At 37.3% G+C, this 23,234-nt stretch carries 25 protein-coding genes; 13 read left to right on the forward strand and 12 right to left on the reverse strand.

Annotation, left to right across the window (positions count from 1 at the left end):
- Positions 1-282 precede the first annotated feature (282 nt).
- The 8 genes from sdhC to sucD all read left to right on the forward strand — a co-directional run bounded on the left by sdhC (position 283) and on the right by sucD (position 10,203).
- Positions 283-657 carry a succinate dehydrogenase, cytochrome b556 subunit gene (gene sdhC, locus QUD79_RS06740; protein WP_184424738.1) on the forward strand — a complete coding sequence of 125 codons (375 nt, stop codon included), beginning with the start codon at positions 283-285 and terminating at the stop codon, positions 655-657.
- Positions 651-998 (forward strand): succinate dehydrogenase, hydrophobic membrane anchor protein, encoded by a 348-nt coding sequence (gene sdhD, locus QUD79_RS06745; RefSeq protein WP_184424739.1) that lies wholly within the window; start codon positions 651-653, stop codon positions 996-998. Before sdhC ends, sdhD begins: the two co-directional genes overlap by 7 nt.
- The gene (gene sdhA / locus QUD79_RS06750; RefSeq protein WP_184424740.1) at positions 999-2,768 is read left to right on the forward strand and encodes a succinate dehydrogenase flavoprotein subunit; all 1,770 of its coding nucleotides are present in this window, start codon (positions 999-1,001) and stop codon (positions 2,766-2,768) included.
- Positions 2,769-2,780: 12 nt separating this feature from the next.
- Complete coding sequence (locus tag QUD79_RS06755; protein ID WP_184424741.1) at positions 2,781-3,491, forward strand: succinate dehydrogenase iron-sulfur subunit; 711 nt, start codon at positions 2,781-2,783, stop codon at positions 3,489-3,491.
- Between the two features lie 154 nt (positions 3,492-3,645).
- Positions 3,646-6,450 (forward strand): 2-oxoglutarate dehydrogenase E1 component, encoded by a 2,805-nt coding sequence (locus tag QUD79_RS06760; RefSeq protein WP_184424742.1) that lies wholly within the window; start codon positions 3,646-3,648, stop codon positions 6,448-6,450.
- Between the two features lie 42 nt (positions 6,451-6,492).
- Positions 6,493-7,998, forward strand: a complete 1,506-nt coding sequence (odhB, locus tag QUD79_RS06765) for a 2-oxoglutarate dehydrogenase complex dihydrolipoyllysine-residue succinyltransferase (protein ID WP_184424743.1) — start codon at positions 6,493-6,495, stop codon at positions 7,996-7,998.
- A gap of 166 nt (positions 7,999-8,164) precedes the next feature.
- A complete protein-coding gene (sucC, locus tag QUD79_RS06770; RefSeq protein WP_184424744.1) occupies positions 8,165-9,331 on the forward strand; it encodes an ADP-forming succinate--CoA ligase subunit beta in 1,167 nt (388 codons plus the stop codon).
- Complete coding sequence (gene sucD, locus QUD79_RS06775; RefSeq protein ID WP_077338398.1) at positions 9,331-10,203, forward strand: succinate--CoA ligase subunit alpha; 873 nt, start codon at positions 9,331-9,333, stop codon at positions 10,201-10,203. The genes sucC and sucD overlap by 1 nt, the downstream gene beginning before the upstream one ends.
- Positions 10,204-10,260: 57 nt before the next feature.
- On the opposite strand, the gene QUD79_RS06780 is transcribed toward sucD, so the two are convergent.
- A complete protein-coding gene (locus QUD79_RS06780; RefSeq protein WP_184424745.1) occupies positions 10,261-10,986 on the reverse strand; it encodes a hypothetical protein in 726 nt (241 codons plus the stop codon).
- A 2,058-nt stretch (positions 10,987-13,044) separates the two neighbouring features.
- Between QUD79_RS06780 and QUD79_RS06785 the strand changes: the two genes are divergently transcribed.
- A complete protein-coding gene (locus tag QUD79_RS06785) occupies positions 13,045-13,182 on the forward strand; it encodes a glutaredoxin domain-containing protein (protein WP_246454983.1) in 138 nt (45 codons plus the stop codon).
- Between the two features lie 172 nt (positions 13,183-13,354).
- On the opposite strand, the gene QUD79_RS06790 is transcribed toward QUD79_RS06785, so the two are convergent.
- Positions 13,355-13,795 carry a hypothetical protein gene (locus tag QUD79_RS06790; RefSeq protein WP_184424746.1) on the reverse strand — a complete coding sequence of 147 codons (441 nt, stop codon included), beginning with the start codon at positions 13,793-13,795 and terminating at the stop codon, positions 13,355-13,357.
- Positions 13,796-14,013: 218 nt separating this feature from the next.
- Positions 14,014-14,604, reverse strand: a complete 591-nt coding sequence (locus tag QUD79_RS06795; RefSeq protein ID WP_184424747.1) for a zf-TFIIB domain-containing protein — start codon at positions 14,602-14,604, stop codon at positions 14,014-14,016.
- Positions 14,605-14,867: 263 nt separating this feature from the next.
- Here QUD79_RS06795 and QUD79_RS06800 point away from each other — a divergent pair, with 263 nt between their 5' ends.
- A complete protein-coding gene (locus QUD79_RS06800) occupies positions 14,868-15,143 on the forward strand; it encodes a DUF2753 family protein (RefSeq protein ID WP_184424748.1) in 276 nt (91 codons plus the stop codon).
- Between the two features lie 453 nt (positions 15,144-15,596).
- Here QUD79_RS06800 and trxC read toward each other — a convergent pair whose 3' ends face one another.
- Positions 15,597-16,034: a thioredoxin TrxC gene (gene trxC, locus QUD79_RS06810; protein ID WP_184424749.1), complete on the reverse strand. Its 438-nt coding sequence runs from the start codon at positions 16,032-16,034 to the stop codon at positions 15,597-15,599.
- 87 nt (positions 16,035-16,121) lie between these two features.
- Positions 16,122-16,700 (reverse strand): uracil-DNA glycosylase family protein, encoded by a 579-nt coding sequence (locus QUD79_RS06815; RefSeq protein WP_184424750.1) that lies wholly within the window; start codon positions 16,698-16,700, stop codon positions 16,122-16,124.
- Positions 16,701-16,802: 102 nt separating this feature from the next.
- Between QUD79_RS06815 and QUD79_RS06820 the strand changes: the two genes are divergently transcribed.
- A complete protein-coding gene (locus QUD79_RS06820) occupies positions 16,803-17,513 on the forward strand; it encodes a hypothetical protein (protein ID WP_184424751.1) in 711 nt (236 codons plus the stop codon).
- A gap of 185 nt (positions 17,514-17,698) precedes the next feature.
- On the opposite strand, the gene QUD79_RS06825 is transcribed toward QUD79_RS06820, so the two are convergent.
- The 7 genes from QUD79_RS06825 to lepB form a co-directional block, all read right to left on the reverse strand.
- The gene (locus QUD79_RS06825) at positions 17,699-17,824 is read right to left on the reverse strand and encodes a hypothetical protein (protein WP_281401846.1); all 126 of its coding nucleotides are present in this window, start codon (positions 17,822-17,824) and stop codon (positions 17,699-17,701) included.
- Between the two features lie 367 nt (positions 17,825-18,191).
- The gene (locus QUD79_RS06830; RefSeq protein WP_184424752.1) at positions 18,192-18,425 is read right to left on the reverse strand and encodes a hypothetical protein; all 234 of its coding nucleotides are present in this window, start codon (positions 18,423-18,425) and stop codon (positions 18,192-18,194) included.
- A gap of 125 nt (positions 18,426-18,550) precedes the next feature.
- The gene (locus QUD79_RS06835; protein ID WP_184424753.1) at positions 18,551-18,718 is read right to left on the reverse strand and encodes a hypothetical protein; all 168 of its coding nucleotides are present in this window, start codon (positions 18,716-18,718) and stop codon (positions 18,551-18,553) included.
- A 139-nt stretch (positions 18,719-18,857) separates the two neighbouring features.
- Positions 18,858-19,085, reverse strand: coding sequence for a DUF6429 family protein (locus QUD79_RS06840; protein ID WP_184424754.1), 228 nt, complete (start codon positions 19,083-19,085; stop codon positions 18,858-18,860).
- A 54-nt stretch (positions 19,086-19,139) separates the two neighbouring features.
- On the reverse strand, positions 19,140-19,370 hold the full coding sequence (locus tag QUD79_RS06845) for a DUF2789 domain-containing protein (RefSeq protein WP_184424755.1): 231 nt from the start codon (positions 19,368-19,370) through the stop codon (positions 19,140-19,142).
- Positions 19,371-19,942: 572 nt separating this feature from the next.
- Complete coding sequence (locus QUD79_RS06850; RefSeq protein ID WP_184424756.1) at positions 19,943-20,494, reverse strand: YkgJ family cysteine cluster protein; 552 nt, start codon at positions 20,492-20,494, stop codon at positions 19,943-19,945.
- A 5-nt stretch (positions 20,495-20,499) separates the two neighbouring features.
- Complete coding sequence (gene lepB / locus QUD79_RS06855) at positions 20,500-21,168, reverse strand: signal peptidase I (protein ID WP_184424757.1); 669 nt, start codon at positions 21,166-21,168, stop codon at positions 20,500-20,502.
- 310 nt (positions 21,169-21,478) lie between these two features.
- Between lepB and QUD79_RS06860 the strand changes: the two genes are divergently transcribed.
- Positions 21,479-21,907 carry a DUF4339 domain-containing protein gene (locus QUD79_RS06860; protein WP_184424758.1) on the forward strand — a complete coding sequence of 143 codons (429 nt, stop codon included), beginning with the start codon at positions 21,479-21,481 and terminating at the stop codon, positions 21,905-21,907.
- A gap of 62 nt (positions 21,908-21,969) precedes the next feature.
- On the forward strand, positions 21,970-23,151 hold the full coding sequence (locus tag QUD79_RS06865) for a DUF4339 domain-containing protein (protein WP_184424759.1): 1,182 nt from the start codon (positions 21,970-21,972) through the stop codon (positions 23,149-23,151).
- The last annotated feature ends 83 nt before the right edge of the window (positions 23,152-23,234 follow it).

The following is a 23,234-nucleotide window of genomic DNA, read 5'->3' on the forward strand; positions in this document are numbered from 1 at the left end:
ACCCCCTAAAAGTCAAACCAATTGTGATATCATTCGACTAAAGTGCTATGTTTTTTAATTATCGATTAAAAAATAACCGCAAGCCTTTAAATTAGCTCGAAATTTGTCATATAAGAAAATTGTAATTGAAAATCATCACCTATATAATTAGTTTGATCTGGCTATATTTTTTAATATTTCAAGTAAGTTTATAAAATATAGCCTAATATCACTGGGGGGTTACTCATTTTTATACTTATTTTGAGTAACAATAAAAAATCGAAGTCTCTTTAGGCAACAATCGTGAAAAAACAACGTCCTGTAAACCTAGATCTAACTACGATAAAAATGCATCCCGCGGCACATGCATCTATATTACACCGAATTTCTGGTGTTATTATGGTATTTGCCATTGGAATTTTATTGTGGACACTATCATTATCTTTATCTTCTGCGGAAGAATTCGCCCAAGTAAAAGCATTACTTGATGGTTTATTCTTTAAACTCATCATTATCGGCATTCTTTCTGCTTTGATTTATCACTTACTTGGTGGTATTCGCCACTTACTTATGGACTTAGGCTACTTTGAAGAGTTAGCTTCAGGCAACATAAGTGCTAAGTTGATTATTGTTTTGTGGATTGTATTCACCGTCTTAGTAGGAGCTAAATTATGGTAACTAATGCAGCAACTGTAGGCCGTAGCGGTGTACATGATTTTATTCTTCTAAGAGCAAGTGCTGTTATTTTAGCCGTGTTTGTATTTTATATGCTTGGTTTTTTTCTCATTACGCCAGAAATAACTTATGATGTTTGGCTAGGCTTCTTTTCAGGTCTATGCACTAAAATACTAACAGTATTGGCATTATTTGCTTTATTGATTCATGCATGGATCGGTGTGTGGCAAGTATTATCAGACTACGTTAACTCTTCATTTTTACGTGGTGTATTACAATTTTTCTTTGCCGTTACACTACTAAGTTATTTAGTCGTGGGCTTATTAACAGTGTGGGGTGTGTAAGTGAGCGTTCCAATTCGTGAATTTGACGCCATAGTTATTGGCGCAGGTGGTGCAGGTATGCGCGCCGCATTAGCAATTTCTGAATCAGGCAAATCTTGTGCCCTGATTTCAAAAGTATTTCCTACTCGTTCTCATACAGTATCAGCTCAAGGTGGTATTACCGTTGCACTTGGTAATGCTCATGAAGATCATTGGGAACAACACATGTACGATACAGTTAAGGGGTCTGATTATATCGGAGACCAAGATGCTATTGAGTATATGTGTAAAACAGGCCCAGAATCGATTATCGAGTTAGAGAACATGGGCTTACCTTTTTCTCGTACCGAAGAAGGTAAAATTTACCAACGTCCATTTGGTGGCCAATCTAAAAACTTTGGTGGCGAACAAGCTGCTCGAACTGCAGCTGCAGCTGACCGTACAGGTCATGCTTTATTACACTGTTTGTATCAGCAAAATGTTAAAAACAAAACTAATGTTTACTCAGAGTGGTATGCCTTAGATCTTGTCAAAAATAGCGATGGTGCCGTAGTAGGTACAACTGCTATTTGCATTGAAACAGGCGAAGTGGTTTATTTTAAAGCACGCGCAACTGTTCTAGCTACAGGTGGAGCAGGGCGTATTTTTGCTTCTACCACTAATGCTCACATTAACACGGGTGACGGTGTTGGTATGTCTCTTCGTGCTGGTGTGCAAATGCAAGACATGGAAATGTGGCAATTTCACCCAACAGGTATTGCGGGTGCAGGAACATTAGTAACTGAAGGTTGTCGTGGTGAAGGCGGTTACCTCTTAAACAAAGATGGCGAACGTTTCATGGAGCGCTACGCGCCGAATGCAAAAGATTTAGCTGGCCGAGATGTTGTAGCCCGCTCTATGATGACAGAAATTAGAGAAGGTCGTGGTTGTGATGGTCCATGGGGTCCACACATTAAGCTTAAACTTGATCACTTAGGTCGTGAAACGTTAGAAAAACGTTTACCAGGTGTTTGTGACTTATCTAAAACATTTGCTCACGTTGATCCTGCAGTAGAACCTATTCCAGTAATTCCTACTTGTCATTATCAAATGGGTGGTGTGCCGTGTAATGTAAACGGTCAAGCTATTCAATTTAACCCGGAAACGGGTGAAGAAAAAATTATTGAAGGCTTGTTTGCTGTCGGTGAAATAGCAAACGTATCTGTTCATGGTGCTAACCGTTTAGGTGGTAATTCATTACTTGATTTAGTTGTATTTGGTCGTGCCGCGGGTAACTTCCTTGGTACTTACTTATCACAAACTCAGAGTGGCTTAGATGCTTCTGAATCTGATTTAGATGCAGCTTTAGCGCGTTATAATCGCTGGGAAACATCTACTAGTGGTGAAAACCCTGTTCAAATACGTAAAGATCTTCAAAAATGTATGCAGTTTAACTTCTCGGTTTTCCGTGAAGGAGATGCAATGGCTGAAGGTATGAAAGAGTTAACTGAAATTCGTGAACGCTTGAAAACTGCCTATTTAGACGATAAGTCATCTGATTTTAACACTCAACGTATCGAATGTTTAGAGCTAGATAACTTAATGGAAACTGCTTACTGTACAGCAAAAGCAGCTAACTTCCGTACTGAGTCTCGTGGTGCTCATGCTCGTGAAGATTTTCAAGAGCGCGATGATGAAAATTGGTTATGCCATACTATTTATACACCAAGCTCTGAAGGAATGTCGAAGCGTGATGTTAATATGGCCCCTGTTCACCGTGAAGCTTTCCCACCGAAAGCTAGAACTTACTAAGGAGCATTGACGATGAAACAAGTTTTTTCGATTTACCGTTACAACCCAGATGTTGATAATGCACCTTACATGAAAGAATATGAACTAGAAGTACCGGAAGGCTCAGATATGATGGTACTGGATGCGTTAATCTTGTTAAAAGAGCAAGATTCTTCGTTATCTTTCCGTCGTTCTTGCCGTGAAGGTGTTTGTGGTTCAGATGGTCTGAATATGAATGGTAAAAATGGCTTGGCGTGTATCACGCCATTATCAGACCTAAAAGCAAGTACTATAGTATTACGTCCTTTACCAGGATTACCTGTTGTACGTGATTTAATTATCGATATGACACAGTTTTATAATCAATATGAAAAAATTAAACCATACTTGATTAACGATGGTAAAGATCAACCCGCACGTGAACATTTACAATCTATTGAAGAGCGTGAGCAATTAGATGGGTTGTATGAGTGTATTCTGTGTGCGTGTTGTTCAACATCATGTCCATCATTTTGGTGGAATCCTGATAAGTTCATCGGTCCAGCAGGATTATTGCATGCCTATCGATTTTTAATAGACAGTCGCGATACTGCAACGGAAGAACGATTAGATGATTTACAAGATGCTTACAGCGTATTCCGTTGTCACGGTATTATGAACTGTGTTGATGTTTGTCCTAAAGGATTAAACCCAACAAAAGCGATTGGCCATATTAAATCAATGTTGGTTTCTCGCGCAGTTTAACAATTTATACCAGCTTATTAATAAGCTGGTAGTAAATTTGCTGAAAAATCGGTAAATTTACACAACAGAGCCGTTCTAAAGTAATAGTTAACGAATGTATATTACTTTAGAACATATTTGATTGGTTGCTTTTATCCCACTAAAGGAACAGGCAATGCCAGAAGGTGTAATGAAGGCTTGGATAGAGTCTTCCCATTTAAGTGGCGCTAACGCTGCTTATATTGAAGAGTTATATGAATCTTATCTAGATAATTCGCAATCTGTTTCTGCAGAATGGCGAACTGTCTTCGAACAACTGCCTAAAATTGAAGGTGTCGATGTTGAATATCGTCACTCTGAAATTCGCGAAGAATTTAAACAGTTAGCAAAACAAACCCAAAAAACGGTGATCGTTTCAGGTGGTAGTGATGCTAAGCAAGTTAAAGTTTTGCAGTTAATTAATGCTTTCCGTTTTCGGGGTCATCAAAACGCCAATATTGATCCGTTAGGGTTATGGCAACGTGAGAAAGTACGTGATTTACAACTTTCTCATCACGACCTGTCAGAAAATGATTTTGATAAAGAATTCAATACGGGTTCTTTTGCAGGTGGCCAAGAGTCAATGAAACTTGGTGATCTATACAAAGCACTAACCAAAACCTATTGTAGTTCAATTGGTGCAGAATATATGCACATGACATCAACAGAAGAAAAACGTTGGATTCAACAGCGTTTAGAATCTGTTCAGTCACAGGCTAAGCTATCAATTGAAGAAAAAGAAGAAGTGTTAAAAGGCTTAATTGCTGCTGATGGTTTAGAGAAGTATCTTGGCTCTAAATTCCCTGGAGCTAAACGTTTCTCTCTTGAAGGTGGTGATGCGCTTATCCCTATGTTGAAAGAGTTAATCACTCGTGCTGGCAACAAAGGAACAAAAGAAGTTGTATTTGGAATGGCTCATCGTGGTCGTCTGAACGTACTTGTTAACGTAATGGGGAAAAACCCATCAAAGTTATTTGATGAGTTTGGCGGCAAACACGATGAAATATTATCGTCAGGTGATGTTAAGTATCATCAAGGCTACTCTTCAGACTTTGTTACACCAGGTGGTAATGTTCACTTAGCTTTAGCATTTAACCCTTCACACCTTGAAATTGTAAACCCAGTAGTAATGGGCTCTGTGCGCGCACGTTTAGACCGCCGTAACTGCAGCCAAGGTGACTTGGTTTTACCCGTGACCATTCACGGTGACTCAGCAATTGCTGGGCAAGGTGTTGTGCAAGAAACCTTTAATATGTCGCAAGCGCGTGCATTTAAAGTGGGTGGTAGTATTAGAATAGTTGTTAATAACCAAGTTGGTTTTACTACATCAAACCCTGCTGATACACGTAGTGGCGAATATTGTACTGAAATAGCAAAAATGGTTTCAGCGCCTATTCTTCATGTTAATGGTGATGATCCAGAAGCGGTGATTTTAGCAACTCAAATAGCATTAGACTTTAGATCTGAATTTAAGCGTGATGTGGTTATTGATTTAGTTTGTTACCGCCGTCATGGGCATAACGAAGCTGATGAGCCAAGTGCTACACAGCCGCTCATGTATAAAAAGGTTAGAAAACACCCTACACCTCGCCAATTGTATGCGGCCCAACTTGATAATGAAGGTAGTATAAGTACTGAAAAATCAGATGAATTAGCCAATTACTACCGTAAGCTATTAGACGAAGGTCAATGTACAGTTGAACAATGGCGCCCAATGACCGAACATTCTGTTGACTGGACACCGTTTATCGGTCACAACTGGGATGATGACTATAAAAAAGAAATATCAGTTGAAAAGCTGAAAGAGCTTGCTGAAAAAATTTCAAGCTACCCAGAATCTTATCCGGTAAATGCTCGGGTCAAGAAAATTTATGATGACCGCGTAAAAATGGCATCAGGCGAAAAATTACTTGATTGGGGAATGGCTGAAAACTTAGCTTATGCATGCGTTGTTGACTCTGGCGAACGTGTTCGTATTACTGGTCAAGACTCAGGGCGTGGTACTTTTTTCCATCGTCATGCTGTTTTACATAATCAAACAGATGGTAGTCACTATGTACCATTAAAAAATATTAGAGAAGGCCAAGGCCCATTTGATGTAAACGACTCGGTATTGTCTGAAGTATCGGTTCTTGCATTCGAATATGGTTATACAACTGCAGAACCTGCAGGCTTAACCATTTGGGAAGCACAATTTGGTGATTTTGCCAACTGCGCACAAGTAGTATTTGACCAGTTTATTTCATCAGGTGAGCAAAAGTGGGGACGTTTATGTGGCCTAACTATGTTGTTACCTCATGGTTATGAAGGTCAAGGACCAGAACATTCATCTGCGCGTTTAGAACGATTTTTACAACTTTGTGCTGACCATAATATGCAAGTCTGTGTTCCGTCTACACCAGCTCAAGTATTTAATATGCTTCGCCGTCAGACTGTACGCCCTATGCGTCGTCCGTTGGTAGTTATGTCGCCTAAATCATTATTACGTCATCCTCTTGCTGTATCTTCACTTGAAGAGTTGTCGACAGGGGTCTTTCATAATGTAATTGGTGAAATAGACAACCTTGATCCAAAGGCCGTTGATCGTGTTGTATTTTGTAGTGGTAAAGTTTACTACGAGTTACTTGATCAACGTCGTAAGAATGAATTAAATAACATTGCTATTATACGTATTGAACAATTGTACCCTTTCCCTGAGCAAGAATTGCAAAAAGAGTTAGAGCAATATCAACACGTTAAGCAGTTTGTTTGGTGTCAGGAAGAGCCGCAAAACCAAGGTGCTTGGTATTGCTCTCAGCATCACTTTAGAGCAGCAATCCCTGAAGGTACTTATTTGACTTATGCTGGCCGTAAGGCATCGGCAGCTCCTGCTGTTGGGTATATGTCAGTACATGTTAAAGAGCAACAAGCGCTGGTTAACGAGGCGCTAACGGTTGAATAGACCATTTGTTTAGTAAAGATTTTGTGAGTAAGGAATAAATTAATGACAACCGAAATAAAGGTTCCCGTATTACCTGAATCAGTGGCCGATGCAACCGTAGCTACTTGGCATGTACAAGTAGGCGATAGCGTTACACGTGATCAAATATTAGTTGATATTGAAACTGATAAAGTAGTGTTAGAAGTACCAGCAACGTCTGACGGTGTTATTACTGAAATAACACAACAAGAAGGTGCTACCGTTTTAGGTGACCAAGTGATTGCAATTTTATCTGCGGGTGAAGCATCTGAAGGTAAAGCTACTGCAGATGCTAAAACTGAAGATAGCAAAGCCGATGAAAAGCCTGCAGAAAGTGCATCTAAATCAGCTCCTGCTGATATATTAGTGCCTGTATTACCAGAATCTGTAGCTGATGCGACAATTGCCACATGGCATGTTGCTGAAGGCGACTCTGTATCTAGAGATCAGGTGCTGGTAGAAATTGAAACAGACAAAGTTGTACTTGAAGTGCCAGCAACTGCTGATGGAGTAATGGGTAAAATTATTCACGCTGAAGGCGACACAGTGCTAGGTCAACAAAAAATTGGTGAAATGTCTGCGGGTTCAAGCTCAGCAGCAGAAGGACCAGCTGCAGCGCCTGAAGAAGCAATTAGCGCTGACGAACTAGCGAGTCCTTCAGTACGTCGTTTGATGACAGAAAAGGGATTATCAGCTTCTGATGTTAAAGGCTCTGGTAAAGGTGGACGTATTACTAAAGAAGACGTACAAGCCGCAGTTAATAAACCTGCAGCAGCACCTAAGGCAGCAGAACCAACTCCTACTGCACAAGCGTCATCTGCTCTAGGTGAGCGTACTCAGAAACGTGTTCCAATGACACGTTTACGTAAAACTATTGCGACACGTTTATTAGAAGCTAAAAACTCAACAGCAATGTTAACTACTTTTAATGAAGTTAACATGAAGCCGATTATGGATTTACGTGCTCAATACAAAGATTTATTTGAGAAAACCCATGATACGCGTTTAGGTTTTATGTCGTTCTACGTGAAAGCAGTTACCGAAGCATTAAAACGCTTCCCTGGTGTTAACGCTTCAATTGATGGCGACGATATTGTTTATCATAACTTTTTTGATATCTCTATAGCCGTATCAACACCTAGAGGTTTAGTTACGCCTGTATTACGTGATGCTGATCAACTTGGTATGGCGGGGATAGAAAATGGTATTCGCGACCTAGCGATCAAAGGTCGTGACGGCAAACTTGCGATGGCAGATATGCAAGGTGGCAACTTTACTATTACTAATGGCGGTGTATTTGGTTCATTACTTTCAACACCAATTTTAAATCTACCACAAGCAGCTATTTTGGGAATGCATAAAATCCAAGATAGACCAATGGCGGTTGATGGAAAAGTTGAAATATTACCAATGATGTATCTTGCACTTTCTTATGATCATCGTTTAATCGATGGTAAAGAATCTGTTGGTTTCCTAGTAACTATTAAAGAATTACTAGAAGATCCAACACGTTTATTGCTTGATGTTTAATCGCTTAAACAGATCGTGAAATAAATATTATGTTTTAGGCTATAGTATTAGCTCTATCGGCTACCGTCTTTAGAGCTTTTATACTATAATCAGACGACTTTTTTCGATGGTAACAATTTGTAAAACTTGTTGCCATTATCATCTACAGATAAATGGAAAAAACACCATGAATTTGCATGAGTATCAAGCGAAACAATTATTCGCTGAATATGGTTTACCAGTTTCTGAAGGTTTCGCTTGCGATACCGCTCAGGAAGCAGCAGAGGCGGCTGATAAAATCGGCGGCAATATGTGGGTTGTTAAAACTCAAGTACACGCGGGTGGCCGTGGTAAAGCTGGCGGTGTTAAGCTAGTTAAAACCAAGCAAGAAATCAAAGATTTCGCCCAAAACTGGTTAGGTAAAAACTTAGTTACTTACCAAACTGACGAAAAAGGTCAGCCAGTTGCTAAAATTTTAGTAGAAAGCTGTACAGATATTGCTAACGAATTATACCTAGGAGCGGTTGTTGATCGCGCTAGCCGTAAAGTAGTATTCATGGCGTCTACTGAAGGCGGTGTTGATATTGAAAAGATTGCTGAAGAAACTCCAGAGTTAATTCACCAAGCTGAGATTGACCCGCTAGTTGGCGCGCAACCTTACCAAGCACGCGAATTAGGCTTTAAATTAGGCCTTAATCCAACGCAAATGAAACAATTTGTTAAGATCTTTTTAGGACTTGCGCAAATGTTTGAAGATTTTGATTTCGCTTTATTAGAAATCAATCCGTTAGTTATTACTGACGAAGGTAATCTTCATTGCTTAGATGGTAAAATTGGTATTGATGGTAATGCTTTATACCGTCAACCTAAAATGCGCGCATTCCACGATCCATCTCAAGAAGATGAGCGTGAAGCACATGCAGCAAGATACGAATTAAACTATGTTGCATTAGACGGTAACGTAGGTTGTATGGTTAACGGTGCAGGCCTTGCAATGGGTACTATGGATATCGTTAATTTACACGGCGGTAAGCCAGCTAACTTCCTAGATGTTGGCGGCGGCGCGACTAAAGAACGTGTTTCTGAAGCATTCAAAATCATCCTTTCTGACGACAACGTTAAAGCTGTTTTAGTTAACATCTTTGGTGGTATCGTACGTTGTGACATGATTGCTGAAGGTATTATTGGCGCAGTTAAAGAAGTAGGCGTTAAAGTACCTGTTGTTGTACGTTTAGAAGGTACTAATGCTGAATTAGGTCGTGAAGTTCTTAAAAATTCTGGCTTAGACATCATTGCTGCTGAGTCATTAACTGATGCAGCAACTAAAGTTGTAGCAGCTGCGGAGGGCAAATAATGTCTGTATTAATTAACAAAGATACTAAAGTAATCTGTCAAGGTTTTACTGGTGGTCAAGGTACATTCCATTCAGAACAAGCACTTGAATACGGTACACAAATGGTTGGTGGTGTATCACCAGGCAAAGGTGGACAAACACACCTCGGTTTACCAGTATTTAACACAGTACGTGATGCTGTAGAAGCAACTGGCGCAACAGCAACAGTTATCTATGTGCCAGCCCCGTTTTGTAAAGATGCAATTTTAGAAGCTATTGATGCAGGCATCGAGCTTATCGTTACAATCACTGAAGGTATTCCAACTTTAGATATGGTTGACGTTAAAGCGAAGCTTGATCAATCAGGCGTTCGTATGATCGGTCCTAACTGCCCGGGTGTTATTACTCCTGGCGAAACTAAGATTGGTATCATGCCTGGTCACATCCACAAACCTGGTAAAGTAGGTATTGTTTCACGTTCTGGTACGCTTACGTACGAAGCCGTTAAGCAAACTACTGATGCTGGTTTTGGCCAATCTACTTGTGTAGGTATTGGTGGTGACCCAATTCCTGGTACTAACTTCATCGACGTATTGGAAATGTTCCAAAACGATCCTCAAACTGAAGCAATCGTTATGATTGGTGAAATCGGTGGAACAGCTGAAGAAGAAGCGGCTGAATACATCAAAGCTAACGTTACTAAGCCTGTTGTTTCTTACATTGCTGGTGTTACTGCACCGGAAGGTAAGCGTATGGGTCACGCTGGCGCGATTATCGCTGGTGGTAAAGGTACAGCTGATGAGAAATTTGCGGCTCTTGAAGCAGCAGGAGTTAAGACAGTTCGTTCTTTAGCGGAAATTGGTTCTGCGCTTAAAGAGAAAACAGGTTGGTAAGCGAGTAGCTTACAGCTTGTTATTCTTTTGAAAACCCGCTAACTAGCGGGTTTTTTGTTAATTTTGATCCAAAATTATTTGAGTTGTAATTTTTGTGAATTGATTTAAATGCGTGATTACTTTCTTTTTAGTCAGTTCTAAATTAGGTTCAATTTTGTTTCTTTTATGGTTTAACTCATTTCTTAAGCTTGAATATATTGTCTCCATTCTTCCATTAAAAGGGCTTTTTATTAGTTTTATTTTGGGGTTGAATTGTTTTATATGGTGTTCAACTAAGCGCTGTTCGTTTCCTAAACATTGTTGTAATACGTTATATAATAGTATGAATTTAGTTATTGGCTCTTCTTCCGATAATGCGACAGCTAATTGCGTGTTAATCACTATGTTTTCAGGCTTAATATCGGTATTAAATACATTATTAATGTCATTGCAATCAATTCGATTAAATTGCCCTTCTAAATTCATATTAATTTGGAAGGATTTATGTACTTTAAAAAGGCCTGCATTTTCCTCTGTTTTATACGGAAGAGAGCTTCCACATATCTTAAATTCTTTTGTCGGTATATTATGGATTATTGTCAACTGAGCAATATGGTTTTGAACTAATTTATTTATATGGGAATGATCATCTTCAGCATATATATTTTCAACATCAAGATGTATATTTAAAATACCGTTAGTACAATTTAAATGAACTTTTTTTATTTCTGTATGCTCGATAACTATCGCTTTTTGAAAAGATAAACTTTCATTTGTAAAACATGAGTAGTTTATTTGCCCCATTCATTTAGTCCTTTTAGAAATAATTATTTAATCGTTTATTGTAGTTGAATAGGAAAAGATTAAATACTTTATGGTTTAGTTTTCTTTTCTCGTTATATTGTCGCTGTGGCGACTACACCCAAAGGGAGGCTGCCTCCGGCCTCCCTTTGGAAACCCTCGGAGCTGCTGAAAAATGTTGTTCTTCATAAATAAATCAATAATCGAGCTAACGTTCAGAAAGCACATCCATGTGCTACTTCACTTTGCTGGCGTCCTGCCAGCAATAGCTGATATTGATTATTCATTCAGACATTTTTCCAAGCAGAGTTTTATGCTCCGTTCTAGCTTTTTTTTAATTGGTTGTTTAGCTCTTTGTTGTAGGTTTTAAGTAGAAAAATATTAACAATAGAAGTGAGCAGAGCGGGTTTAACCAATTCCCATCTCCAGCGTTGAAGTTTAAATTTTTAATAGTCGTTAACCGATGACAGCCATGGATGGCCGGAACTGACGCTGCGCAGGGACGAGCATTCGTCAGGTATCGGTTTACGGCAAAAATTTAAACTTCAGTTTTCGCTGAGCAGGGCGTCGGAGGGGTTCCAAGGGGAGGCACGGCGGTACGTCGCCCCTTGGGTGCTGCGGTCACGACCGCAATGGACTATAAAGAATAACCAGACTTAAAAAGGATTTCACCTACTAACGTTAAAAGGGCATATAGTTTGGGGTTAAATTCTTTATGGTTTAGTTTCTTTCTCTGATTATATTGTCGCTGTGGCGACGGCACCCAAAAGTAAGAGCGGAGGCTGACTCCGATCTTACTTATCTCCCTCTGGACTCCCTAGGCGCTGCTAACAAACGTGATCTTCCATTCAAACCAATAGTTCGACGTACCGACAAAGATCGCACATCCATGTGCGGCTTTGCCTTTGTCATCATCCTTGATGATAATACGTGACTATTTGGTTTTTATTTCAGCGTTTGTTCAAGCAGAGTTTTTGATCTGTTCTAGCTTTTTTTTAATTGGTGGTTTAGCTCTTTGTTGTAGGTTTTAAGTTGAAAAATATTAACAATAGAAGTGAGCAGAGCGGATTTAACCAATTCCTATCTCCAGCATTGAAGTTTGAATTTTTAATAGTCGTTAACCGATGACAGCCATGGATGGCTGGAACTGACGTCGCGCAGGGACGAGCATTCGTCAGGTATCGGTAACGACAAAAATTTAAACTTCAGTTTTCGCTGAGCAGGGCGTCGGAGGGGTTCCAAGGGGAGGCACGGCGGTACGTCGCCCCTTGGGTGCTGCGGTCACGACCGCAATGGACTATAAAGAATAACCAGACTTAAAAAGGATTTCACCTACTAACGTTAAAAGGGCATATAGTTTGGGGTTAAATTCTTTATGGTTTAATTTCTTTCTCTGATTATATTGTCGCTGTGGCGACTACACCCAAAGGGAGGCTGCCTCTGGCCTCCCTTTGGAAACCCTCGGAGCTGCTGAAAAATGTAGTTCTTCATAAATAAATCAATAATAGAGCTAATGTTCAGAAAGCACATCCATGTGCTACTTCACTTTGCTAGCGTCCTGCCAGCAATAGCTGATATTGATTATTCATTCAGACATTTTTCCAAGCAGAATTTTATGCTCCGTTCTAGCTTATTTATATTGGTAGACTCTTCTTTGTCTTTAGTGGTGATAGTTATAGAAACGAGTAGGGCGGATTTAACCAATTCCCATCTCCAGCGTTGAAGTTTAAATTTTTAATAGTCGTTAACCGATGACAGCCATGGATGGCTGGAACTGACGCTGCGCAGGGACGAGCATTCGTCAGTTATCGGTTTACGGCAAAAATTCATCCTTCAATTTTCGCTGAGCAGGGCGTCGGAGGGGGTCCAAGGGGAGGCACGGCGGTACGTCGTGCGACCACTGCCGTAATATAATGTGAAAGTATAATTAGGCTGCAAAGTATTTTAATCAGATAAATACCTCCCGACTCTGAATGTTTATTGTTGTGTAGCGAATAAGCTGTTTTTACTTAGATGATTTCAGTAAAATATTTATCCTTAATAATTTTTCAAGGGTTACCGATGAAGCGCGTTGTTTTATATGTTTCAGATAAATGTCCTCACTGCCGTGAAGCTAAAAAATATTTAGACGATAATGGTATTCAATATCGATTAACTAATGCAAAAATGCAAAAATGCAAAGAGGTAGAAAAGAGCTAGATGCGATCGGTGCCCGCTCTGTTCCGGCGCTTAAAGTTGGTAATGAAGTTATGATTGGTTGGGATCTAAAAAGATTCAAAAAATTGTATGGTGCAGGTTAGTATAATAAAGTTTAAAGAAATAAGCCGCGGGTAGCGGCTTAATAACGTTAAAACTATATGCTTAACTATCGCTAGTCCTTCGCACTGTCTCCATAACAATCGTTTGTATAAAAAGCAGCATAGCCAATTGTGCTTAACACCAAAGAAAAAGCCATAATCACGAGTATTGTTTGAAAAATAATATGTGCAGAGGTGGTAATTGAATGGTGTGCTATGAAAGTGAATAAAAAGGCTATTGGCAAAAACTTTATTACTTTGGATAAGTTTTTGTTCGCAATTAATGACACTGTTTTTCCTTCATAACGTTCATTTGTATAATAAGCCGCATATGAAAGGGCACTTAAAGAAAAGTATGCTGCCATTAAAGTAAATATTATTTGAAATATAATAATACCTGAAGTTGCAACTGAGTTGATTGATAACAAAATAAATAAAATAGCTGAAGGTACGCAAACACAAGCTCTAAATAAGTTTTCATTCTTTATTAATCTGTCATTTATAACCGTTTTCATTTAACCACCTATTTTTTTAGTTTTAATTATTAATGTTTAAATTGATAGTGCAGTTTGTTATTTAACCACTATTAGTACTTATATTAAACCTATAATTAAAATAATAAGTTAGATGGACACAATAAAGATGAAAAGTTATTTTATAATGCCTTATCAAAGTGGCTGTAGACCAATTTTATATGTTTATTACTCTTAATTATTTAATGAACACTTATAGCTTAAAAACCTCTAAAAAATATTCTCTTTATATCAAATTTGTTAAGCATTTTTTCCATTAACTCAAGATCAGATACGCGATCATTTAAAGCATCTAGCTTAAGCTCTTGCTGTATAATTTTTCTATCCTGTGCTTTATCTAAACCACCACTTGCAACAAAGTCTCTGATATTGTCAAGTTCACCTTTGTCTAACCAGACTCCACAATGAATACAGCTGTCAATTAGCACACCTGATATTGTTTTAAAGCTACGTCTAGACATCATTTTCTGACAATTCGCACAAGGCAGATAGTTTTCTGCCTTTTTAAGCGCAGGGCGCAGATATAGTGGGTTGCTGGCATTATCTCTATAAACGTCAAATTCAGAAGTTAATACAGAGAATTCGTCAGGCTCTAACCAGAGTCCTTCGCATTTATTACATTCGTCTAATTCAAAATTACGATAATGTTTAATCTTTAATGGCACTGTGCACCGAGGGCATTGCTTGGGGTTGTCCTCTTGTGAAATTTTCATACCGGCGTTACACATAGGGCAATTATGAACCTTTGCTTTGACAATATGCTTACAAGATAAACATTGTGAATGAACCATAGAGTTCCTTAATTCGCTTTCTTTAATCAAAGTTAGTTTTTAAATTATACAAAATCATAGTGTAATAGATATGTATATTCAATCATGGGATTTGTGAAGCGAATTAAGCGGCAGCACTTGCCAGTTGTTATCAAAACACTCAAGTGGGCAACTAATGTTTAAAATAACTGTTGATATTTAAATGACAATTAATTCTTGTAAATCTAAATAAGAATCATTACTATTTGTTTGTGTGGTAATTATTAAATTTAAAAGGAATGAAAATGCACTGGCAGCAGTTATTGCTTAAAGGAAACGATTTCTTCGAGGCTCAACAATGTTATCAAGCAGAATGTTATTATAAGTCGGCCTATAGCCAACTTGAAGGTCGATGGAACAAAGATGAAAGTTACGAGTCTCTATTGATGGCATGGATATGCGCATGTCATAACTTATCAACGTTATTTGAAAAACAAGGTGATCTTGAGCATGCCATTGGTTATTTGATAAAAGCATACCAACAGGCTTATTTTACTAGTCAAAATATTAGGGCGTGTTGATCTTTCGAGTACAAATTTTGTACGAATTAAACATGATTTAATTGAGGCGTAGCGAATAAAGTGTCGTTATTCTACATAAATGAGCTAGAACGAAAAGTAAATCATGTTTAAACGTATCCGTAGGACAGCGCCTCTTTGGTTTTTCTACGGCGTTTTCACTTATTTATGGGGAACAACCCCATTACATAAGTTCAGCCTTGTATAAACACCAAATAAATCGCTGCAAAAATGTACAGCAAAGATCAACACGCCCTAATGCAACTGACTCTTTAAGAGAATTAGCATTTAAGGCATTAAGTACAACGTTAAGTCCTATAATTAACTTTTCTACGACTCACCCAACTTGTGAACATTGCATAAAACAGTTGAAATGGTTACAGAAAACCCTTGAAGTTAATACTAAAACGTCACATTGAACAAGTTTTTGATAAATTTTTGTGTTTAGCGTATTCGTTAATTGCTGTTAATTTTGCTTATACACTGTATAACCCATTGTTTCATTTGCATTTCATTTAGTCCTCCAGAAATACGATCTATTTCTTTGCCTAGGTGAAAAAATATCAATGTTGGAAGACTTCTAATGTTTGCTTCAGCTGCAACTTTTTGAGCTTGCTCGGTATTAACTTTAGCAAAAAGTATAGTGTCAGTTGCTTGTGCAACTTTATTAAAAATCGGTGCCATGTTTTGGCATGGCCCACACCAACTAGCCCAAAAGTCTACAATTAGCGGTAAATCATTACGCTCTATGAAGGGGTAAAAAGAGTCATTAGTTAAATTAATTGGTATCGGTGAATAAATTGTTTTTTTGCACTTGCCACAGCCGGCCTCTTGATGATCTCGATTGTCTGGAATTCGGTTAGTAGCAAAACAATGTGCGCAGGTGATATTCATAACAATTTATTCCTTGAAGTGTTGAAAAGCTTGTCTGATGATTAAAGCAATATATTAATGGGATTGTCGTGGCTAGTAAAATAAGATTTAGGCGTTGTTCGACAAAATTAGTTGAACCTTAGTTTGTAATACCGGAATAACATTTTGTTCAAACCAGCTATTTTTCTTTAGCCAAATATTATTTCTGGGACTAGGGTGAGGAAGTACTATCTGATTGTTTTCTAGTAACCTTTCCCATTGAGCAGAAAGCTCAGTGATTGGGGCTTTCGAATTTAAGTGCCAGTTAATGGCATACTTTCCGAGTATTACGGTTAACGCTACATTGCTCAGTTTTGTTAATAGCTTATTCCGCCATGTGTCAGCGCAAGTCGCTATAGGAGGAAGATCCCCCGACTTACCTTTCCCAGGATAACAAAAACTCATTGGTAGTATGGCAAATAGGCTAGGGTCATAAAATTGCTTTTTATCGACACCAAGCCATAAACGCAGTCGTTCACCACTTTTGTCATCAAAAGGGATCCCTTTCTCGTGTGTAATTATACCAGGAGCTTGTCCAACAATTAGAATTTTGCTGTGCCCACTAGCTTGTAATATCGGTTTAGGCTCACAGGGTAAAATATCTTTGCATAAAGTGCATAATCTAATTTCTTTTAATAAATTTTCCATCACTTGCGATCCTTATATGTTGATACCTTAATTTAAATCAATATCAGTTAGGCTTTATTATTCTACTATACTGCATGAATATTAATTAAAAAGTGAAGTCTTGTGATAGAAGATAAACCAACAGGCCGTCAAATAAATTTTTCACATTTGCTTAGCTACCTTTTGTTAATGCTATCAACGTTAGGTATTTATGTAATTTCAGAGGTTATTCGCTTTTATCTGATTGCGTATGAGCTTAATTCAATGTTTATCTCATTTTGTGTTGGCTTTATATTATTCACGCCATTAATCAGTTTGCTCTTGCACCCCTTACTTTTTTCAAAAGAAAGCTTAAAGCAACGCTCACCCTTTAGCATTATGTTGAAAAATATTGGTTTGGTAATGGTGATCCAATGTTTGTTTTTCTTAATTTGGATCACAGATGCCGTTGCTGTTTATAGTATCTATGTTGATCAAGACTCGTTTTTAGCAAAAGCATTTAATATTACAAAAGATAATAGGGCAGACTTAACAAGTCACTTTTATTGGGGGAATTTATTACTCGCTTGGTTCTTCTCTTTACTATCTCTAGTGATTGGAGTGCTTCCGTGCTTGATTGCGCAACTTAATAATCAAGGAGTGGTTAAAAACTTTGTTATGGCAATTTCATTTGCCAAAAAGAATAAATCACTGTTTGCACTTTATGCATGTGTAATTGCTTTAGCTACTGTTATGCCTTTGCTTTATGCTCATTACCTCTTTGTAATTACCTTTCCTATTACACTTTTTATCATATTTTTTCATCTGTTTAGGCGTTACCGAATAGGCATATAAATTACTGTAGTTGTATAAAATAATGGTGATTTTTTGCTAATTAGTAGGAGATACAGGGGGGGTATTAATTTTATTTAACTTTAATTGAACAGTGTGAAATTGTTAGAAATGTTGCCATGGGCCTTAAGTTATAACGCTGCGGTTCGTCATAATCTTTAGGCCATGGCGACAAAAGCTATTAAATCTTATTCTTCGGCCTTTGCTGGCTCTTGCGGTTGTACTGTGCCACTCGCTAAATCTTCATTTGTTTCTTCAGCTTTACTTTCAGTTTGCGAATGACCTTCGCCACCACATTGTCCACAACAACTCATAGTTTTTCTCAGTTAGTTAATCATAGTGCTATAATACTTGAGTAAATTACTCGGGTATTGATTTGGATCATATTTTTATATGAATAAATAATTATAGCGATAGAGTGGTGGAAGCGAGTACATTAAGCCTAAATTTAATACCTTATAATCACTATATTGGCTAGTTTGATCTCAGTAATTAAAGTCGGGCATTTTAATATATGCTTGTTATGTTTAATTACTCATTTGATTCATTATATTTGAATATTAAATACTTAATATTTGCATTTAACTCTTTAATTTCAGATTGGAAAGACTCAATAACATTGAGCACTTGTTTTACTCTTTTGAAATTAAGAAGATGAAAACAGGAACCAAGATCCACAGACTAGCTAGTATGAAATAAAATAATACACTGAACATACCAAACAGTAGCAACTATCTTCTCAGGCAGCAATGAGCCACCACTTTGTAATTGCTTAATGTTTTTAATCTCTATATCAGGCTGTGAAGCAAACCAAAGATTGATTTTTGCTTCTAAGTCATAATCAGATTGGGGCTCTGAGCTAGGCCAGAATCGTTGCTTTGGTTTTAGAATTTTTGTGAATGTTTTAACCTCCATTTAGAATTTAACTCCATTACTCTTTAGTAACGTACTTAAAGTGGCAAATGATAGCCGATTTAAATAGGCGACGCAGGAGCAAAACCAACAGTTCTTTGTTCAGCTTTAAAGCCTTATAAATATGTTTAAACTCCTTCTAGGCCTTCAGCAAAGCCGAGCATAAAATCCAAACCTACAAAACCAAAAGTAATAGCTACTGCACCTAATAACATAAGGTTACGGTTGTTATTTTTATAACCGACAGTTGTTAATACAACAAACAATAAGAATAAAACGAGTTGAATAATATCCACTTTTAATACTTCCTGATTAGAATTAGGTATATTTCAACGCCCTAATGATGGGCGAAAATTTGTTGGGTAAAATGTTGAGGAACGAAAACAGCCAACTGTTTGTGTCCGACTTTAAGGCTCTTATAGGCCATTTTGCCATTTAATCTTTAGAAAATAGTTTATGAAACAACTCTTCAGATTTTTTGAGTCCTTCGTCTGTTAATACAACAGATTTAGCTTTACCAACAGGATCACAAATTAAACCTTTTGCATGTAACCGATTAGTCACTTCCCAATCAATTTGTTTCCATGCTCGAAAGTGATCATGCAAGGTAAGATACATTAAAGCTAAGGCTGCCTCATCAATTTTATCTTCATCAATATCCATAATTAACTCCAAAAGCCGAAGGACATATCACGCTTTTGTCCTTTGTGTGCTTTATTATCTAAGTTGTGTATCTAAGCTGTCAACAATTTCAGCCCAATCGGAATCTTCATAAATTGCTTCTTTAAGAAAGCGAGCTTGAGACTCATTCCAAAAATTCGCTTGGTGTAAAGGCGTACTTGCAGGTAGTCCTTTATGCGACTTGATAAAAGCTTCTATGTCTTTAGCGTTATTTGTTTTACCTAGTTGGGCAAATAAGCACGACATTGTGTGAACTGAACGATCCATAATAATCTCCTTCTTGTAATACCAATCTCACTAATTATGTGATCATTTCTACTTGTTAAAACAATCAACTACTGCGTTATTTATTTTATAATTAGAACAACTAGTTATGAAAATAAATGTCTTGTATTTGACTGTTTTCACTGCGTATAAAATAGATCACTTATTTAATGAAACTGGTATAACTTGAATGTTATCTTTAAAGGTAGCACTGTTGTTTATGTATTAACAGGTGCAGTAATATGTATAGGCAGTTAAACCCAGATGTTTTAGCAGAGTAAACCGCAGCAGCATTATATACCTCTAAAGTAAGTTATATCTACAGATAACCTGAGTTCGGGATAAGCTAAGTCACTGATGCTACAATTTTTGCGCATATCTGCGTTTAATTTGCTACTAATTGCCGGCTATTAGATACACAAATCAGGCTTGATTCGCACAAAACTCATAGCATTGATATATAACTACATAAGCAATACGATTGTTCTGTAATAAGCAATTTAAAAATATAACTTATCTGTGTTGATCGTAAATCCGTTATCCAGAACTCAGGTTATGTTAGGTTGGTGTTAGCGCTATGTAGATAAATCTATTAGCCCTAATTTGATTATGTTTTCACTACAAACTTTATACTGACTCTCTTCTTTAGGGTAGCTCCTACAAAGTGCAGGTCTTGCTTGGTAAACACTGCAATAAAAATTACCGTTTGATGAAGTTAAAAACTTACATTCGCCATTGTCTTTAAATTGTAGGAAGTAACCTGGCTTTTCATTTTGATCTGAGTAGCCTATTTGATCTAATGAAAGCTTAGTAAATTCAATTAACCTGTCAGTATCTTCTTTTGTCATTCGTACGAATGGAAAGTTTTTACAGCAAGTGCCACATTTAGTGCACACCTCGCTTGTTGGTTGAGTTGAGATAATTAAATTATCCTTGTTAATCAGGTGAAGTTGAAATAGTAAAATTGTGTATTTCTTGGCAATAAAGCGAGTAGACAAGGGTAATAGACAGGCGGTATGAGATTGCGGATATCGAAGATAATAATAATCTAATGACAAGATTATTGATGTAGTTGCCTCAATATGCATTTCAAATGAATAATAGCACACATTAAATGTGTGCTGCATAAAATTTATAAATTTAAATTTTTTATAAAACGTTCGATTTTCGGTATGTAGTAATTATTGTAATTAAGTGAAAAAGCCACATAACCAGCACGGCCTAACAGTTCATTTCGGGGTACAAACCCATAAACCCTTGAGTCTGCGCTGTTTCGGCGGTTATCTCCTAATACTAGGTAATGATCTTTGGGCACAATAACCGTTGAAAAACTTGCAAGGGGGGATTGCGCGTGTTTGTCAAAGCGTATGTTGCGTTTGTTACCATAAATGCTCTCTTGTTCAATGAAATCAATGCTCGTCTCATTGATTGAAGAGTATGATGCTTTTTGACCATTTATAGTCAACATATCGTTACTCATAGAGACACTGTCACCGGGTAAGGCAATAACACGTTTAATCAGCCGTTTGTCTGCTGCTTTTGAATTGAATACTATAATTTCACCACGTTGTGGATCGTTTAGTTGCACTATTGCAGTGTTTGTAAATGGAATACGGATATCGTAGGCCATTTTATTTACAGTGATACGGTCACCAACTTCGATAGTTGGCATCATCGAGCTTGTTGGTATGGTATACCAGTCAGCAACAGCACTTCGAAATACAGACATTAATACAATAAATAGTAATAATGACTTATTGGCATGTAGATATTTACCAATGTTCTTCTTATCTTTAACCATAATATTGACCTAATTTGAGTTGTTAAATATTTAATTGTTTGACATATTAAAGCTAAAGTATGTTCATTAAAAAATGTAACAAATGATTAATAATAATAGGTTTTTACAATAAACATCAGATCAAATTAACGATCTAATTTGATCGTTTAATGTATTATTACAAAACTAACTCATAAAAAAAGGTGATTATTTGTAAAATTATTGTTAGATTTAACTTAAAGGAAGTGTTTGTATCAAAATGTTACACTTTATAAACGTGTGATGATAGTTCGAACATTTAGTCGTTCATATGATAAATAAGATGCTTATTATGAAGAAATGGTTTTTTTCTAATGATGGTAAAATTACAGGTCCATTTGGTTTACAAGCGGCCAATGAGCAGGTGTCAAAGTATCCTAATGCTTTTGCATGGCATCCATCTTACGCACAGTGGATGCCTGTAAGTTGTGTTGATGAATTTGACATATTTGTCTCAGTGCCAACGCCTCCTAATGACGTGCCTAAAGAGCTTTATGAAGACTTTGTAGGTAAAGAAAGAGAGATGATCGCTACATTACAGCGTATTGATAAAACGTTGAGTGTCACAAACGATTCATTAAGCGAGCTTGATCAAGACATTGATGATGCTATCGAAGTTGCCCATAGCTTGAATGTTGAAGTGAAAACAACAATTGACAACATTGAACAACAATTTGCCGCACTTAAAAAGAATCTAGCCGTCGCTAACAAAAAGCCTTAAAGTTTTAAGGTTAATGCGTAAGTTTATTTTATTAGAAACATTTAGAAGAAGGATTGACGTCCATGAAGAAATGGTATTTTTCAAAAAATGGTGAAATTAGTGGTCCAATGGATCTTGCAAGCGCAAGAACGTTTGTCACAAAAAATGCTGATCTATACGGATGGCATCCCTCTTTTATTAGCTGGAAGCCGATTGGTGTTATAGGTGAGTTTAGCGATCTTGTTAATAATAATAACAGCGCGAATCAAGTACCAAAAGAGATCATTAATGAGTTTAATAATAAGAAGCTCGCGCTATCTGAAAAGCTTGCAATAATTCTCGACAATATAAAAGAAACTGAGCTATTAAAAGCTAAGCTGAAAAAGAAAATTAGCTTGTACAAACACTTAACAGAAGATCTAAATGAAGAAGTTCAATCAGCAATTGTCAGTATAGAGCAAAAATATTCAGCATTTTCAAAACGGCTATTACATTTACAAGATGTAGCAACTATCGCTACTAATGAAATTGAGCAGATCACTGAAGAGTTTAAAGAGCAAGTCAGTAATAAAGACGTAGAAATTGAGGTGCCGGCTGCTAAGGTACGAAAAATATCGACAACTTCTGATAATAACCACGCAGGTAACAAAAATGTCGCCGTTACTGCTGATAAAGAAGATACAGATATAGATTTTGACTTGGTAGAAGAAACAGTTTGCTTAATAGACCAAGACGAAACTAAAGAAAATAGTGCTAATGCTAAAGTAACGCCAAAAATTAAAAAAATATCAACTGAAACTGGTACTAAAAAAGCAGACGAGCAGGCACCGGCTCAAAAACGTATAGTCATTGACACAAAAGCACCTGACACGTATCGACAACCGATGAGAATAAATACTCAAGAGTACACAGATGTGCGTGTAGAGTCACAAGCTATACAGAGTGAGACTCAGGAGAAAAGCATATTAACTAGCCAGATCACTAGCCTAGAGAATGAGGCCCCTAATAAAAAAGGGCTGTCAGGTGTTAAAGGAATTTTCAAGTCAGTCTTTAAAGGTAATGAACCTGCGGCAAAGCTTTCATCTCAATCGAAGATGTCTGATGCGATAAAAGAAAGTAACGAGAAAGCTTATCATACCTCAGCAAACGATGAGATTGGCCAGATTGTCGAGTTAAAGTCAGCAGTAAATGAAAGTGAAATAGTTAGCGATGTTGATGACAGTGATGAGACTAAAAAAGCACGCCGTCGCAGAAGACGTAGATAAAAACAACATACTTTAACTATTAGTAAGCGGCTACTTTAAAATAAAGTGGCCGTTTTTATATTAATAAAGCGATAACCTCGAGT

This window comes from Thalassotalea piscium, from assembly GCF_030295935.1.
Lineage (GTDB): Bacteria > Pseudomonadota > Gammaproteobacteria > Enterobacterales > Alteromonadaceae > Thalassotalea_B > Thalassotalea_B piscium.